Source organism: Pelodictyon luteolum DSM 273, assembly GCF_000012485.1.
GTDB classification, from domain to species: domain Bacteria; phylum Bacteroidota; class Chlorobiia; order Chlorobiales; family Chlorobiaceae; genus Chlorobium; species Chlorobium luteolum.
Window position 1 is genome coordinate 846419 of sequence record NC_007512.1, and the last position, 13475, is coordinate 859893.

General features: G+C 59.0%; 13 protein-coding genes, 2 tRNA genes and 3 pseudogenes. 12 read left to right on the forward strand and 6 right to left on the reverse strand.

The features are described 5' to 3' along the window. Window positions 1-3: 3 nt before the first annotated feature. Window positions 4-1395 carry a TolC family protein gene (locus PLUT_RS03835; protein ID WP_011357482.1) on the forward strand — a complete coding sequence of 464 codons (1392 nt, stop codon included), beginning with the start codon at window positions 4-6 and terminating at the stop codon, window positions 1393-1395. Here the strand turns inward: PLUT_RS03835 and PLUT_RS11060 are convergent. From PLUT_RS11060 to PLUT_RS03855, 3 genes and pseudogenes are all read right to left on the reverse strand, one after another. Continuing rightward, window positions 1320-2312, reverse strand: coding sequence for a class I SAM-dependent methyltransferase (locus PLUT_RS11060; protein ID WP_011357483.1), 993 nt, complete (start codon window positions 2310-2312; stop codon window positions 1320-1322). The two genes, PLUT_RS03835 and PLUT_RS11060, sit on opposite strands and share 76 nt — an antisense overlap. Window positions 2313-2317: 5 nt before the next feature. Beyond that, window positions 2318-2836 (reverse strand): HIT family protein, encoded by a 519-nt coding sequence (locus PLUT_RS03845; RefSeq protein ID WP_011357484.1) that lies wholly within the window; start codon window positions 2834-2836, stop codon window positions 2318-2320. 525 nt (window positions 2837-3361) lie between these two features. Next, window positions 3362-3733 (reverse strand): annotated as a pseudogene (locus tag PLUT_RS03855) (KilA-N domain-containing protein); the annotation flags it as partial. A gap of 90 nt (window positions 3734-3823) precedes the next feature. On the opposite strand from PLUT_RS03855, the gene PLUT_RS03860 reads away from it, so the two are divergent. Beyond that, window positions 3824-5053 carry an ATP-binding protein gene (locus tag PLUT_RS03860; protein ID WP_011357486.1) on the forward strand — a complete coding sequence of 410 codons (1230 nt, stop codon included), beginning with the start codon at window positions 3824-3826 and terminating at the stop codon, window positions 5051-5053. 149 nt (window positions 5054-5202) lie between these two features. Beyond that, window positions 5203-5656: pseudogene (locus PLUT_RS12135) on the forward strand (5' nucleotidase, NT5C type). Between the two features lie 443 nt (window positions 5657-6099). On the opposite strand, the pseudogene PLUT_RS12140 reads toward PLUT_RS12135, so the two are convergent. The 3 genes and pseudogenes from PLUT_RS12140 to PLUT_RS03880 all read right to left on the reverse strand — a co-directional run. After that, window positions 6100-6292: pseudogene (locus tag PLUT_RS12140) on the reverse strand (response regulator transcription factor); the annotation flags it as partial. A 263-nt stretch (window positions 6293-6555) separates the two neighbouring features. After that, window positions 6556-6642, reverse strand: a tRNA-Leu gene (locus PLUT_RS03875). Window positions 6643-6655: 13 nt separating this feature from the next. Then, window positions 6656-6737 (reverse strand) — tRNA-Leu (locus PLUT_RS03880). Between the two features lie 105 nt (window positions 6738-6842). Here PLUT_RS03880 and PLUT_RS03885 point away from each other — a divergent pair. From PLUT_RS03885 to nuoH, 9 genes are all read left to right on the forward strand, one after another. Then, window positions 6843-7436 carry a hypothetical protein gene (locus PLUT_RS03885; RefSeq protein ID WP_041464041.1) on the forward strand — a complete coding sequence of 198 codons (594 nt, stop codon included), beginning with the start codon at window positions 6843-6845 and terminating at the stop codon, window positions 7434-7436. Next, a complete protein-coding gene (locus tag PLUT_RS03890) occupies window positions 7418-8482 on the forward strand; it encodes a ferrochelatase (protein ID WP_041463787.1) in 1065 nt (354 codons plus the stop codon). Before PLUT_RS03885 ends, PLUT_RS03890 begins: the two co-directional genes overlap by 19 nt. Window positions 8483-8488: 6 nt before the next feature. Next, window positions 8489-9064 carry a tetratricopeptide repeat protein gene (locus PLUT_RS03895; protein ID WP_011357490.1) on the forward strand — a complete coding sequence of 192 codons (576 nt, stop codon included), beginning with the start codon at window positions 8489-8491 and terminating at the stop codon, window positions 9062-9064. Between the two features lie 48 nt (window positions 9065-9112). Beyond that, window positions 9113-9340, forward strand: a complete 228-nt coding sequence (locus PLUT_RS03900; RefSeq protein ID WP_011357491.1) for a hypothetical protein — start codon at window positions 9113-9115, stop codon at window positions 9338-9340. A gap of 186 nt (window positions 9341-9526) precedes the next feature. Further along, the gene (locus tag PLUT_RS03905; RefSeq protein ID WP_011357492.1) at window positions 9527-9958 is read left to right on the forward strand and encodes an NADH-quinone oxidoreductase subunit A; all 432 of its coding nucleotides are present in this window, start codon (window positions 9527-9529) and stop codon (window positions 9956-9958) included. A gap of 27 nt (window positions 9959-9985) precedes the next feature. Next, complete coding sequence (locus tag PLUT_RS03910) at window positions 9986-10555, forward strand: NADH-quinone oxidoreductase subunit B (protein ID WP_011357493.1); 570 nt, start codon at window positions 9986-9988, stop codon at window positions 10553-10555. Window positions 10556-10581: 26 nt separating this feature from the next. Then, a complete protein-coding gene (locus tag PLUT_RS03915; protein WP_011357494.1) occupies window positions 10582-11100 on the forward strand; it encodes an NADH-quinone oxidoreductase subunit C in 519 nt (172 codons plus the stop codon). 33 nt (window positions 11101-11133) lie between these two features. Next, window positions 11134-12336: an NADH-quinone oxidoreductase subunit D gene (locus PLUT_RS03920; RefSeq protein ID WP_041463788.1), complete on the forward strand. Its 1203-nt coding sequence runs from the start codon at window positions 11134-11136 to the stop codon at window positions 12334-12336. After that, on the forward strand, window positions 12333-13451 hold the full coding sequence (nuoH, locus tag PLUT_RS03925) for an NADH-quinone oxidoreductase subunit NuoH (protein WP_011357496.1): 1119 nt from the start codon (window positions 12333-12335) through the stop codon (window positions 13449-13451). The genes PLUT_RS03920 and nuoH overlap by 4 nt, the downstream gene beginning before the upstream one ends. Window positions 13452-13475 lie beyond the last annotated feature (24 nt).

Genomic DNA, 13475 nt, shown 5'->3' on the forward strand with positions numbered 1-13475 from the left:
CCGATGTTCCGCCTTTCCACCCTTACGGTTCTTCTCTGCGCCCTGCTCATGCCTCTCGTTGCCCATGCAGCGCCGGGTTCCCCCGATACCCCGCAGGCCCCCCTCCGGGTGTCGGTCGCCGATGCCGTCCGTATAGGAATGGAGAAGAGCCGCCGGCTGGAGATCGCCCGGCTTGAATGCGACATGAGCGCGGCAAAAGTCCGCGAGGCATGGTCGCCGGTCCTTCCGCAGCTGAGCTCCGGGTTCACCTACACCCGCTCGCTGAAGTCTTCGGTGCTTTTTTTTCCCTCATCATTTGGAGCCCTCGAGGGTAATCAGTCGGGATTCACGCCGATCAACATCAGTGCCGACAACTCCGGCAAGGCTACCCTGGACCTCCAGCAGTCCCTTTTCAACGGTACGGCGTTTGCCGGCATCCGGGGTGCCGGGATCGTGAAGAAAATCAGTGCCGAGGCATACCGCGATGCGGAGGCCGCCGTAGTGTCGGATATCAGGATGGCCTACTTCGACGCCCTCATATCGCGCGATCAGCTGCAGCTTGTCCAGGACAGCATCGAGCGCTGGGAAGAGGCCAGGAAGGATACCGGGGCGATGTTCCGTCAGGGCGTGGCAGCCGACATCGATACCCTGAAAGCCTATCTCTCGGTCGAAAACCTCCGCCCCGACCTCATCCAGGCAGAAAACAGGGTCCTGAACACCATGACCCGCCTGAAGAACGCAATGGGCCTTGATCCCGCCGTTCCGCTCGCGCTGAGTGACTCTCTCTCGGTTCCGGTGGCGACCTATCCCGCCGATGCCGCCATTGCCTGGCGTGAAGCACTCCGGGCAAGGCCGGACGTCCGCCAGCTCGAACTGCAGGTCGAGGCCGAGCGCGAAAAAATCAGTGCGGCCCGGGCCGAACGGCTCCCTACCCTGACAGCATTCGGCGAACTTGCTTCCCAGTCCGCCTTCAACGATGACACCGACATCCAGGACTCCGCCTGGCCGGTCTCCTCGTCGGTCGGTCTGCAGGTCAGCCTGCCGATATTCACCGGGTACCGGATCAGTTCGAGGGTGGAGCAGGCAAAGATTGCCAGGTTTCAGTCCATGGCGCGGCTCGAGGACCTGAAGGCCAACGTGCTGGCTGAGCTGGAGGTGCGACTTTCGAATATGCGGGAGGCCCGCAAACGCATTGATGTGCAGTCGAAGACCATCGGGATGGCGGAGCGGAGTTACCGGATCTCGCTCTTGCGGTTCCGTGAAGGGGTTGGTTCACGCCTTGAACTGACGGACGCCGAACTGCAGCTGAACAAAGCCCGTACCAACTACCTGCAGGCGGTCTACGACTGCCTGTCGGCAGATGTTGCGCTTGATCGTTCGCTCGGCCGCACGCCATCTCCTGCCGGAGAGAACTGAACGCCGGGAGCTTCTTTTCCTCTCCGGAACTCCCGGACGATGCCCGCCCCGTCCTCCGTTTTCAGCATGCCCCGAAGGGCGAAGAGTCCACCCTTCAGAAGCGCCAGCGCTTTTCTTCCCGCATGCATTCCTTGTTTTCCTCTCCTGCACCGCAGTTCCTCGCTCATGTAGGCATTGAAGAGGGCATCGGGCGCCCACGCCTTGAATGTCATCCGCCTCAGTCCGTATGTTTCTGCCAGCCGTTCCAGCGTCCCCGACGGGAAATGCCACAGGTGGCGCGGGGCATCCCACGCCACCCAGTCTGGACCGTAATGGGCTGCGTCAAGTCCGGATGGGTTGGGGAGGGCGATAAGGAGACGGCCTTCGGGGGCGAGGAGCCGGGAGAGCTGTTCGAGGGCGGCATCAAGCTCAGGGAGATGTTCGAGCGCATGCCAGAGCACGATCCGCTGGAACGGCCCGGAAAGCGGAGGAAGGTCGCTGAGTGAAGGGTAGAGGGTGAGTTTGAAGCGCTCACGGGCGAACGATGCCGAGGCGGGGTCCGGCTCGATGCCGATCATATTGCTGCGGCTGAACCCGTGATGGAGGGCCAGGTGTTCCAGCAGGGTGCCGCGGGCGCAGCCGATTTCAAGCACACGGGCTTTTCCAGGATCGGTTATGCCTTTTGCCACGAGCCGGGCCCTTCGGTGGAGGAGCAGGGCTGATGCCGCAAGGTACAGTCTGTCAGGAATGCTCTCGGCCTTTTGCAGATGGGGTGAGTAGGCGTTGTGGCGGTAGTGGGCGGCCATCTCAAGCGGACCCGGTGGATCCAGAAGGCTGATGATGCCGGTTTCGGGGTCAAGGGCGAGCGGCCAGCAGTCGCCCTTTTCCGGGGTAAACCGGTCGGGGACGGTGAGGAACGGGACAGGATCAATCGGCACGGTCTCTAGTCGGCGGATTCTTCGAGCAGGTCCCCGATTGCCTGTTTCAGGTTCCGGTAGAGGGCATGCATGTCGTTGCTCAGCACCTTGGCGTCTGCCAGTACCGGCATGAAGTTGGTGTCGCCCTCCCAGCGGGGAACGATGTGGAAGTGGATATGGGTGTCGACGCTGCCGCCGGCCACGCGGCCGAGGTTGGCGCCGAAGTTGATGCCCTGGGGACGGAGGGTGCGCTCTAAAGCCTTGATGGCGAGGTCGGTGAGTTCCATGACCTCGAGTTTCGTTGCCGCGTCAAGCCCCGAGAACTCTGCGGTCTGCAGGTAGGGGATCACCATGAGGTGCCCGCAGTTGTAGGGGTAGAGGTTCATGATGATGAAGCAGTGCTCTGCGCGGTGAAGCACGAAGCGCTCCTCGTCCTCTTCCGGGGGAATGTCGGCGAACACCGAGCGCGAGGGGTCCGTCGGTGTTTTTTCGTCCTTGAAGGACTGCATGTAGGTTTCGCGCCACGGGGAGTACATTCTCTGCATCGTTACGAGGATCTTCGAATGGTGGTTAGTTGTACCAACGGTGGGAATCGAAACATCAATGGGGGGGTAAGGCTTTTATGCTGTGCAGTTCTTTTTGTACCCCTGAAAATGCCCCTCAATACACACCTCGTTCAATCAATTCAAAATATATCTAAAAGCTGGTAGAATCCCTCCTGATGATTCCGGGGGTCATGCTACCCTGATTCGCCCGCAGCCCGGTACCCGGTTCAGTCAACCCATGCGGGGGGGGTGCCAGCTATTCAATTGAGATCCGAGCATTGAGGCACCGAGGCGCAAGGACCTCTCTGTCGGAGCTGGCGCAGGCTATCAGGAACAGCAACCACAGCTCGCTTGTGAAGAATGCGGATGATGATGCAGGCGGGAGAGCGGGCAGGGTGGTGATCATGGCGGACAGTACGGATCCCTGGCAAGAAGCCGTATCTGCTGCAGCCGATGCTGTTCCAGCTGGAGGGGCTGCTCAAGGCGATTGAGAAGACGGAGGCGCTGGAATTCCTTGATGCGCTAGAGCTTGAACTCGACCGAGATCCACGCGGCGAACTCCAGGGCGATGTCGAAGTGGGCATAGGTGCCCCCATAACGTCCGGCCCTGGACTGGATGGCGATGGCACCGGTGCGCTCAATCCATTGCTTCGGCGTGAGCGTGAAGCTGTTGAGCCCTGCCTGCATTCTAAACCGATCGAATTCGACGGGATTAAACCCGGGATTGTTGATCTGTTTCCAGAGTCCGAGGAACTCGAGAGTGTTGCCGTTGCGCAGCCGGTTGCCGATCAGGTCGTCAGTCGGGATGATTTCTCTGTAGCGGGCGATGTCGGCAAGGCAGACATAATCCTGATCGTTGAGGCCGGTGAGGCTGATTTTACCTCGGCTTTCGGGTATCCGCGCTGATCGTTCGGTTGGTTCCTCTTTTGATTTCTGCTTTCCTTTTTTGTCGTGTATATTGGGGTATAATTCCAATATACACGAATCATGTACGAAAGGACATTACAGAAAGCGGTTCACCGGGTCAGCGAGAGTTTCCCTGTGCTTCTGCTGACCGGGCCCCGGCAGGTCGGCAAGACAACCCTGCTTGAGTTGTGCGCAGGGGACCATGCCTCCGCAGGGCGCCGGTATGTCACGCTCGATGATCTGGACGCCCGCAGCCTTGCCTGCGAGGATCCGGCGCTTTTCCTCCAGAGATGGCCGCCTCCGCTGATCATCGACGAGATTCAGTACGCTCCCCAGCTTTTCAGTGCCATCAAGGTTATCGTCGATCGGGAGAAGCGCAACGGGATGTTCTGGATGACGGGCTCTCAGAAGTTCCACTTGATGCGCGGCATTACCGAAAGCCTTGCCGGGCGGGTGGCCGTCCTGGATCTTCTTGGTCTTTCCCGGGCCGAACTCGCCGGACGTTCGGCAGCGTCGCTACCGTTCGTTCCGACTGCCGACTGGATAGCCCGCTCGCGTGAAGCCGGGACGGTGCCGCTGATGGATCTGTACCGGGAGATCTGGATCGGTTCGTTTCCTCGTGTGCACGAGCATGGCCCCGATGTGCGGGACCTGTTCTATCGATCGTACATCCAGACCTATATCCAGCGCGATGTACAGGATCTGCTGCGCATTTCGGACCAGATGGCCTTCCATCGGTTCCTGGTGTCCGTTGCCGCCCGTACGGGCCAGCTCCTGAACTATGCGGCACTTTCGCGGGATACGGGCATCGACAACAAGACGGCCAGGGCCTGGCTGTCTGTGCTGGAGGCGTCGGGGCTGGTATACCTTTTGCAGCCTTATCATACCAATCTGACGAAACGGCTCGTAAGGGCCCCGAAGCTGTATTTCCTTGATACGGGGCTTGCCTCCTACCTGACCCGCTGGCCCGACCCGGCCTCCCTTGAGGCCGGAAACATGTCGGGAGCGATACTGGAAACCTGGGTCGTCGCCGAGGTCATCAAGAGCTATTGGCACCAGGGCCTGGAATGCGGCATCTATTTCTATCGTGACGATGACCAGAACGAAATCGATTTGCTCATCGAGTCGGGCGACACCTTCTTCCCTGTTGAAATCAAAAAGACCGCATCGCCGAGGAAGACGGTCCGTACACAGTTTGGCGTACTGGACAGGCTCGGCCGCCCTGTCGGCCCGGGGGCGGTTCTGTGCATGGTTGAACGGGATGTTCCTCTCACCTCGACCGTTACGGCCATCCCCGTCGGGTATTTGTGAGAGCCGGTTTCGCCGAACGGAGGGTTATGGCCGCCGGTTCGTTTCCTGCGGCCTGAACGTCTTTTTTTTGCTGTGACAGCCGTTGTCCGATCTCCGGCGGTATGCTATGGGGGTTAAGCATGTACTGAACCCACTGACGCCGCCAGCATATGAAGAAGATCCTCTACCTTGACATGGACAACACCCTCGTCGATTTCCGTTCGGGCATCGACGCCCTGAAACCCGACGACCTCAGGCGTTACGAGGGGCGCTACGATGACGCGCCCGGCATTTTCCGCCTGATGGTGGAGCCGATGGAGGGCGCTCTCGAGGCGTTCAGGGAGCCTCCCTGCTCTTTGATACCTACATCCTCTCCACCGCCCCTTGGGAGAACCCCTCGGCCTGGAGCGACAAGCTGCGCCGGGTGAGGAAGCATCTCGGCAACGCCGCGCGCAAGCGGCTCGTCCTCTCCCACCACAAGCACCTCAATATCGGCGACTTCCTCGTCGACGACCGCCACGACGCCAACGGGTCGGACCGGTTCCAGGGCGAGCTGATACATTTCGGGGCATAGGGTTCCCCGACTGGGGGGGCGTTACAGAGTACCTGGCGGGCAGGGCGTGAGTCGGGCGTTCCATGCGGATGTTCATTTTTCGCCGGTGTCCGTTATTTTTGAACAGTGCGCTTTTGTGAACGGCGGGCGGTGCCCTCACGGCCGTGCCGGTAAAATCGGGGAGGCAGACGATGCGGACGGAGAAAAAGATCGGGCGGCCATAGTCGTGCATATTGGAACAAGAGTCCATATCGCACGACTCATGATTGCTTCATGGTTGCTTCATGGTATGCGGCCCCTTACGGCAACGCAAACAATCAGCAGGGAGGATCGGCCAATGCCCTGGTGAAGAACGACAGGAGCCCCTTGATCTTATTCGTCAGGAAGCATTGATACCCCATGGAGACAAACTGCGCGAACTGCCGTCCCCGCAAGTTGTCGGGATACCATGTGCGTGGCCTTGCTCCTGTGTTAAGCTGCTCCGCGGTTGTGGTCATTCAGTTGGCGGCAGCATTCAACTCCAGCCCTGCTTCAGCGCATGGGTGGCTAATGACGTACGTGAAGGGACCAGCCATTGCCGGAGCATGTTTGAGACATGGACCCTGACCGTAAAGCAGGAGATGTCGAGCGCTGCGGCTACTTCCTTGTTCGGTGAAGCCCCGGGCAATCAATCGCAATACGTCCCGTTGGCGTCGGCATGAACCCTCCGGCTCGATGAGAGCGCCCCATGTGGCTTCGGAGATGGGGCGGTGTTTCAGGTGCGCCTGGCGTAGAGTGGGGCGGTTAGGGGTGGTATTGTAGGGGTATTTTGGCTCGTGAGTAAAAACGAATCCAGAATGTGCCCCTAAAAGACACCCTGTAATGCTGATGATTCAAGCCGGTGATGGCAGAATCAGCCGAAGGGGAAAAAGAGAAACCCCTTATTTATAAAGGGGTTTCGGGATTCCTTCCTCGGTGTGCATATGTCTTGTGGTACCAAAGGTGGGACTCGAACCCACACGGGGATTAGCCCACTGGATTTTGAGTCCAGCGCGTCTACCAGTTTCGCCACTTTGGCATGCAGGCAAGGGTGCGAGAGAAGGGACTCGAACCCTTACGCCTCACGGCACTAGTTCCTAAGACTAGCGTGTATACCAATTTCACCACTCTCGCAGGATTGAGAATATATAAATGGATTTTAACTTATTAAAAATTATCTTTCCAAATAGTTTTCAGGGCGTAATACGCTGAAATTCATTGAGTTAATCCGCTGTGCCCGTGCAGTTTGACCAGCATCGTCTAGCAACCTTCGTTTCATGGGTGATCAGCCCCGTGGTCGTCGCTCCGGCGGCCTATCTGGCCGTCATCCTTCTCGGCCTCAGAGCAGACCCTGAACGCTTCAGCTACCTCACAATCCTCTTTTCAGCCAGCACCTTCGCCCCGATGGCCCTCATCTACGGCCTGAAGAAGACCGGCCGGGTGTCGGACTACAACATCTCGTTCCGGGAGCAGCGCTTCCTTCCCCTTCTGGTGCTGGTGGTGGTCAACGCCATCGGCTATGAGTTCATGCAGCAGATGCATGCCCCGCGGCTGCTCAGCGGCATCCTCCTCTTCAATGCGGTGAACACCGTACTCATTCTCCTCGTCACCCTCCAGTGGAAGATCAGCATCCACCTGTTCACCTACACCTCTTCGGTCGCCCTGCTGTTCCTGCAGTTCGGACCGGGCGCCCTCTGGGCACTTCCGGCCGTGCCGCTGCTCATGTGGTCAAGGATGGTCCTCAAGGCCCACAACTTCATGCAGACTCTCGTCGGCGCCCTCATCGGGTTCGCGGTCATGTATGTGGAACTGAGGTGGTGGACGGGACTGTGAGGAGGAAGCGCTACGCGGTCGTCGTGGTCACATACGGGGAGGTGGAGAAGCTTACCCTCCGCAACCTCTGGCCGAGCTCCCGACGCATCCTCAAGGTGATCACAAGCCAGATCGTCAAGGTTCCCCGTTTTCTGGTCTACCTTATTGCAGACTACCGCTCAATCAAGCACTTCATCAACTGGCGTCTCAGCGGTTACCGTTCGTCCCTTCAGGCCATAAACCGCAGGCAGACTGCCCAGCTCCGCCAGAGTCTCAGCACACAGGCGCCGGAGCTGCCGGAAGATGTGGATATAGACGTGCTCGATGCATACTATTTCGTGCCGCCCTACCTTGAAGATATGCTCGCCGGACTGAAGCGGGAGTATGATGGAATCGTGGTGGTGCCGATGATCCCCGTCGAGTCGGCGTTTTCCTGCGGTGTTGCATGCCGGATGGTCGAGGATGCCTACGGCGACACCCGCTACGGAAAGGTCCGGCTCATGAACCGGTTCTGGTCGGATGACGCCCTGCACCGGATCTATGTGGACCACCTTTTCAGCAAGCTGGAGGGAAGCTCGTTCATGGAGTCCCGAAAGAAGCTCGGTCTTGTGCTCGTGATTCACGGAACCCTTGTCCGCGACCGCGCGGGCAACCCCCCGAAGGTGTTTACCGGCCTCGATGAAACCGGCCGTTTCTTCGAAATGATGAAGCGCCGCATCATGGAGGACCCCCGGAACGTCTTCACGGACATCCGCCAGGGCTGCATGAACCACACGGCAGGAGGGGAGTGGACCTCCGAGACCGTCGAAAAGGCGCTGGAAGAGTTCCGGCGGGAGGGGTGCCGGGGCGTGGTGATGTTCCCGTACGGCTTTTTTGCCGACAACAGTGAAACCGAGTATCAGGCCCGTGAACTTCTGGAGTCAGCCGGCTTCCCACTGTCGCGTTATGTGCCCTGCATCAACGACTCGCCCGCATTTGCCGGGTGGTTGGCCGGAAAGGTGCTCCGTGAACTCAACCAGCTCAGCAGTATCCAGAAGGCCTATGAAAGCCTTGAACCGAAACCCTGACCAGCCATGTCCGATTCTGCCTTGAACCCTTCCGGCCCGGCCCTGTACGCCGAGGCACTCCGGTGCATGGAGCAGCAGGAGAACGAGCGTGCCCGGGTCCTGCTCGACCAGCTGCTGCTTGAAGATTATCGCGATCCGAAGGTCCGCTACGCCAGTGCCATGGCTCATATCGCTCTTGCGGCATACCGCAAAGCGGGCTGCGAACTGCTCCGCTCGATCGTGCTCGACCGGAGCTTCGTTCCGGCATGGCGCCACCTCGGGTTCGTGCAGCTGACGCTCGGCAAGGAGGAGGAGGCCCTGAAGACGCTCCGCCACGCACTCGAACTTGATCCTGCCTACGCTGAAACCTGGTGCGTGCTCGGTGATGTGCATCTCGACCTCGGGGAGTATGACGAGGCCCGAGTGGCATTTGACCATGCGCTTGAGCTTGAGCCCGACAACCCCGAGCCGCACCGCAAGCTCGCCATGTTCCATGTGTCGCGCGGCGACATGAAATCGCTCCGGGCGGAATACGAACTGCTGAAGACGCTGGATGCCGACATGGCTGCCCAGATCGGAAGCCTATTCTTCGATGAACAATGAGTAGAATGAATAACAGCAGAATGAAAACAGCAGCATGAAAACAGCAGCATGAAAACAGGCAGAATGAAAACGGGCCTTCTCGTCCTCTTCGCCCTTGTCTGGGCTCCCATCGTCTGGCTCGCACTCGGCTCAATGCTCGCGCCGCCCGTTTTCGCCCTGACCGGTTCGCATGCGGCTGCCGGAGCGGCCTCGGTGATCTCGACGGGAGGCATCGTGTATATGTTCGTAAGGCTGCTGGGACAGTTCAGCCGGAAAATCGGAGGCGGGGAGGCTTGAGCTCCTGATTTTTTTCTTCTTCTTGTCTTTCCCTGAAGTTTAAAATTGTTAACTTCAGACCTTTCTGCTCCCGATCTCCCGGACCCTATGTACAGCATCATCCTGCGCTGATTTTTTCTGGGCTGGAAGAGAATTTTTTTTATATTTGCGCACCCGCTTTAAGGGTGCAACACAAAACCGAACAGCATGGACCAGACACTGAGTGATTTTGGCAATGTTTTCGTCTTTCTTCTCCTCGGTGTCGTTTTCGTCGCCGGAGGATACCTCACCGCCCGTATGCTGCGCCCCAGCCGCCCCAACCCCGTCAAAAACTCGACCTACGAGTGCGGCGAAGAAGCTGTCGGCTCCTCATGGGTCAAGTTCAATATCCGTTTTTACGTCGTCGCCCTCATCTTCATCATTTTCGATGTGGAGGTCGTCTTCCTGTTCCCCTGGGCCACCGTGTTCCGCCAGCTCGGCAGTTTTGCGCTCATCGAGGCGCTCGTGTTCGCCGGCATCCTGATTCTCGGCCTTGTGTATGCATGGGTGAAAGGGGATCTCGACTGGGTACGGCCGACCCCTTCCGTTCCGAAGATGCCGGAGATGCCTTCCCCGAGACAGTCCGCCGGGCGCGATTGATTCCTAACCACCTATTTCCTCGCTACCATGGGTTTACTTGATGCAGGTTTTTCCAGGGACAATGTGCTGGTGGCACCCGTTGACGCCGTACTCAACTGGGCCCGCCTCTCGTCGCTCTGGCCGATGGGCTTCGGTCTTGCCTGCTGCGCCATCGAGATGATGGCCACCAACGCCTCCAACTACGACCTTGAGCGCTTCGGGATATTCCCCCGCTCCTCCCCACGTCAGTCCGACCTCATGATCGTCGCCGGCACGGTCTCCATGAAAATGGCCGAGCGGGTCGTACGACTCTACGAACAGATGCCCGAGCCGCGCTACGTGCTTTCCATGGGAAGCTGCTCCAACTGCGGCGGCCCTTACTGGGAGCACGGCTACCATGTCCTCAAGGGCGTCGACAGGGTCATTCCTGTCGATGTCTATGTCCCCGGCTGCCCTCCGCGCCCCGAGGCGCTCATCGGCGGCCTCATGAAGGTGCAGGAACTCATCCGCATGGAACAGATCGGCATGTCGCGACAGGAAGCCCTGAAGAAACTTGCCGAAACCGGCGTCGAACCCCGCCCGTTCATCGAGCGGGAGCGGAGTTCGGCAGGCGCGTAACTTTCAATTGAAGAGAGACCACTACGATGGAAGAAGGAACGATAGACTCGAAGCAGGTGCAGCAGAGCGAAGCGGCATACAGCGTCATTCATGAGAAGTTCGGCGAGGCCATTTCGGCATTCGACAGGAACCCCACCATGCCCTTTTTCGAGGTGCAGGATACGGCCCTCTGGACCGATATCGCCCTCTTTATGAGGGATCACCCGAAGCTCAAGTTCAACTACATGGCGTGCCTGTCGGGCGTCGACTACCCTCTGGAGGAAAAGCTCGGCATCGTCTGCAACTTTGAGTCGATCGGCGTCTATCCGCACCGCATCGCCGTAAAGGTCAAATGCCCGCGAGAGGGCGGCTCGATACCGAGCGTGGCCTGTGTGTGGCATACCGCCAACTGGCATGAGCGGGAGGCATACGATATGCTGGGCATTCTCTTCACAGGCCATCCCGACATGCGCAGGATCCTCTGCCCTGATGACTGGGAAGGGTGGCCGCTGCGCAAGGATTACCGGGTCCAGGAGAGCTACCACGGCATCAAGGTGCCCTACTAGAAAAGGTTAACACCATCAAATCCGCTTAAGACTATGCAGGAATTGGAAATGGCCGGACAGGGTTCGGTGAGACTGACCCGGAAAAGCGACAACGTGGTCATCATCGAAAAGGACCTTGCCACCGAGGAGATGGTCCTCAGCATGGGCCCCCAGCACCCGTCCACCCATGGGGTGCTCCGCCTCGAGTGCCGGACCGACGGAGAGGTTGTGACGGAGGCTGAACCCTACCTCGGCTACCTTCACCGCTGTTTCGAGAAGTACTGCGAGAATGTCGATTACCCGGCCATCGTCCCCTATACCGACCGTATGGACTACCTTGCCGGCATGAACAGCGAAATGGCCTATGCCATCGCCGTCGAGAAGCTGCTGGACATTGAAATCCCCCGCCGCGTCGAGTTCATCAGGGTGATTGTCAGCGAACTGAACCGCATCGCCTCGCACCTCGTCGCCATCGGCACCTACGCCATCGATCTCGGCGCCTTCACGCCGTTTCTCTTCTGCTTCCGTGACCGCGAACACATCCTCAACATGCTTGAGTGGGCGTCGGGCGCAAGGATGCTCTACAATTATATATGGATCGGAGGCCTGGCCTACGATGTCCCGGCAGATTTCCAGAAGCGGGTAGGGGAGTTCGTCGACTACTTCCGCCCGAAAGCGCTTGAGCTCTCCCGTCTTCTCACCGAAAACGAGATCTTCGTCAAGCGCACGAAAGGCATCGGCATCATGCCGGCCGACGTGGCCATCAACTACGGATGGTCGGGTCCCATGCTGCGCGGTTCGGGTGTGCAGTGGGATCTTCGCCGCAATGACCCGTATTCGATCTATCCTGAACTCGACTTTGCCGTTCCTGTTCCCGACGGCAAGTTTTCCGATGTCGGCGACTGCCTTTCCCGTCACCTTGTGCGCGCACTTGAAATAGAGGAGAGCCTCAAGATCATCGAGCAGTGCATCGAGAAAATGCCTTCAGCCGAAGGGTTCGACCCGAGAGCCGCTGTGCCGAAGCGCATCCGCCCGAAAGCAGGTGAGGTGTATGCACGCGCCGAAAATCCCCGCGGCGAGCTTGGCTTCTACATCCTTTCCGACGGAAAGTCGACGAGTCCTGTTCGCTGCAAGGCCCGTTCATCCTGCTTCGTCAACCTTTCTGCCATGAAGGACCTCTCGAAAGGACAGCTGATACCCGATCTCGTCGCCATCATCGGCAGCATCGACATCGTACTCGGGGAGGTTGACCGATGAGCTTCAACGCATTACCGCAATCCAGCATGCCACTTCTTATGGGTAACAGCCTCAATGCCTGGTCGGACGCCCTTACGGGCTTCGCACCGATGGGCCTGCCTCTCGGTCTTCTTGTCATTGCCGCCATTCCGCTTGTCTTCATAGCCCTTTACGCCCTTACCTACGGCGTATACGGTGAACGGAAGATCTCGGCGTTCATGCAGGACCGGCTCGGTCCGATGGAGGTCGGAAAATGGGGCATCCTGCAGACCCTTGCCGACATCCTCAAACTCCTCCAGAAAGAGGACATCGTGCCGACTTCTGCCGACAAGTTCCTGTTCGTCATCGGCCCCGGCGTGCTTTTCGTCGGATCCTTCCTGGCCTTTGCCGTCCTGCCCTTCGGTCCCGCATTCATCGGCGCCAACCTGAACGTGGGACTTTTCTACGCCATCGGCATCGTCGCCCTCGAGGTCGTCGGAATACTCGCCGCAGGATGGGGCTCGAACAACAAGTGGGCGCTGTACGGCGCCGTGCGCAGCGTGGCGCAGATCGTCAGCTACGAAATCCCAGCAGCCATTGCCCTGCTCTGCGGTGCCATGATGGCCGGTACGCTCGACATGCAGGAGATCAACGTGCTCCAGTCCGGTCCCTGGGGGTTCGCTCACTTCTTCCTTTTCCAGAGCCCTATCGCATGGCTTCCGTTCCTCATCTACTTCATCGCTTCGCTGGCAGAGACCAACCGCGCACCGTTCGACATTCCCGAGGCTGAGTCGGAGCTCGTCGCCGGCTACTTCACCGAATATTCCGGCATGAAGTTCGCCGTCATCTTCCTTGCCGAGTACGGCAGCATGTTCATGGTGTCGGCCATCATCGCCATCGTCTTCCTCGGCGGCTGGAACTCGCCGCTTCCCAACATCGGGTCCCTCGCCCTCAACGACTTGACCACCGGGCCGGTCTGGGGAGCTTTCTGGATCATCATGAAAGGCTTTTTCTTCATCTTCGTGCAGATGTGGCTGCGCTGGACCCTTCCCCGTCTCAGGGTCGACCAGCTCATGTACCTCTGCTGGAAGGTGCTCACCCCGTTCGCATTCGTCAGCTTCGTTCTGACGGCGATCTGGATGATATACGTACCATGACCGTTACCTGTTAATGACAGAACA

Bases quoted from the DNA above. Each gene is read 5' to 3' on its own strand.
- PLUT_RS03860 (WP_011357486.1), top strand. From the start codon at position 3,824: ATGTACGAAAGGACATTACAGAAAGCGGTTCACCGGGTCAGCGAGAGT.
- PLUT_RS03900 (WP_011357491.1), top strand. From the start codon at position 9,113: ATGAAAACAGGCAGAATGAAAACGGGCCTTCTCGTCCTCTTCGCCCTT.
- PLUT_RS03835 (WP_011357482.1), top strand. From the start codon at position 4: ATGTTCCGCCTTTCCACCCTTACGGTTCTTCTCTGCGCCCTGCTCATG.
- PLUT_RS03910 (WP_011357493.1), top strand. From the start codon at position 9,986: ATGGGTTTACTTGATGCAGGTTTTTCCAGGGACAATGTGCTGGTGGCA.
- PLUT_RS03920 (WP_041463788.1), top strand. From the start codon at position 11,134: ATGCAGGAATTGGAAATGGCCGGACAGGGTTCGGTGAGACTGACCCGG.
- PLUT_RS03845 (WP_011357484.1), bottom strand. From the start codon at position 2,836: ATGCAGAGAATGTACTCCCCGTGGCGCGAAACCTACATGCAGTCCTTC.
- PLUT_RS03915 (WP_011357494.1), top strand. From the start codon at position 10,582: ATGGAAGAAGGAACGATAGACTCGAAGCAGGTGCAGCAGAGCGAAGCG.
- PLUT_RS03895 (WP_011357490.1), top strand. From the start codon at position 8,489: ATGTCCGATTCTGCCTTGAACCCTTCCGGCCCGGCCCTGTACGCCGAG.
- PLUT_RS03905 (WP_011357492.1), top strand. From the start codon at position 9,527: ATGGACCAGACACTGAGTGATTTTGGCAATGTTTTCGTCTTTCTTCTC.
- nuoH (WP_011357496.1), top strand. From the start codon at position 12,333: ATGAGCTTCAACGCATTACCGCAATCCAGCATGCCACTTCTTATGGGT.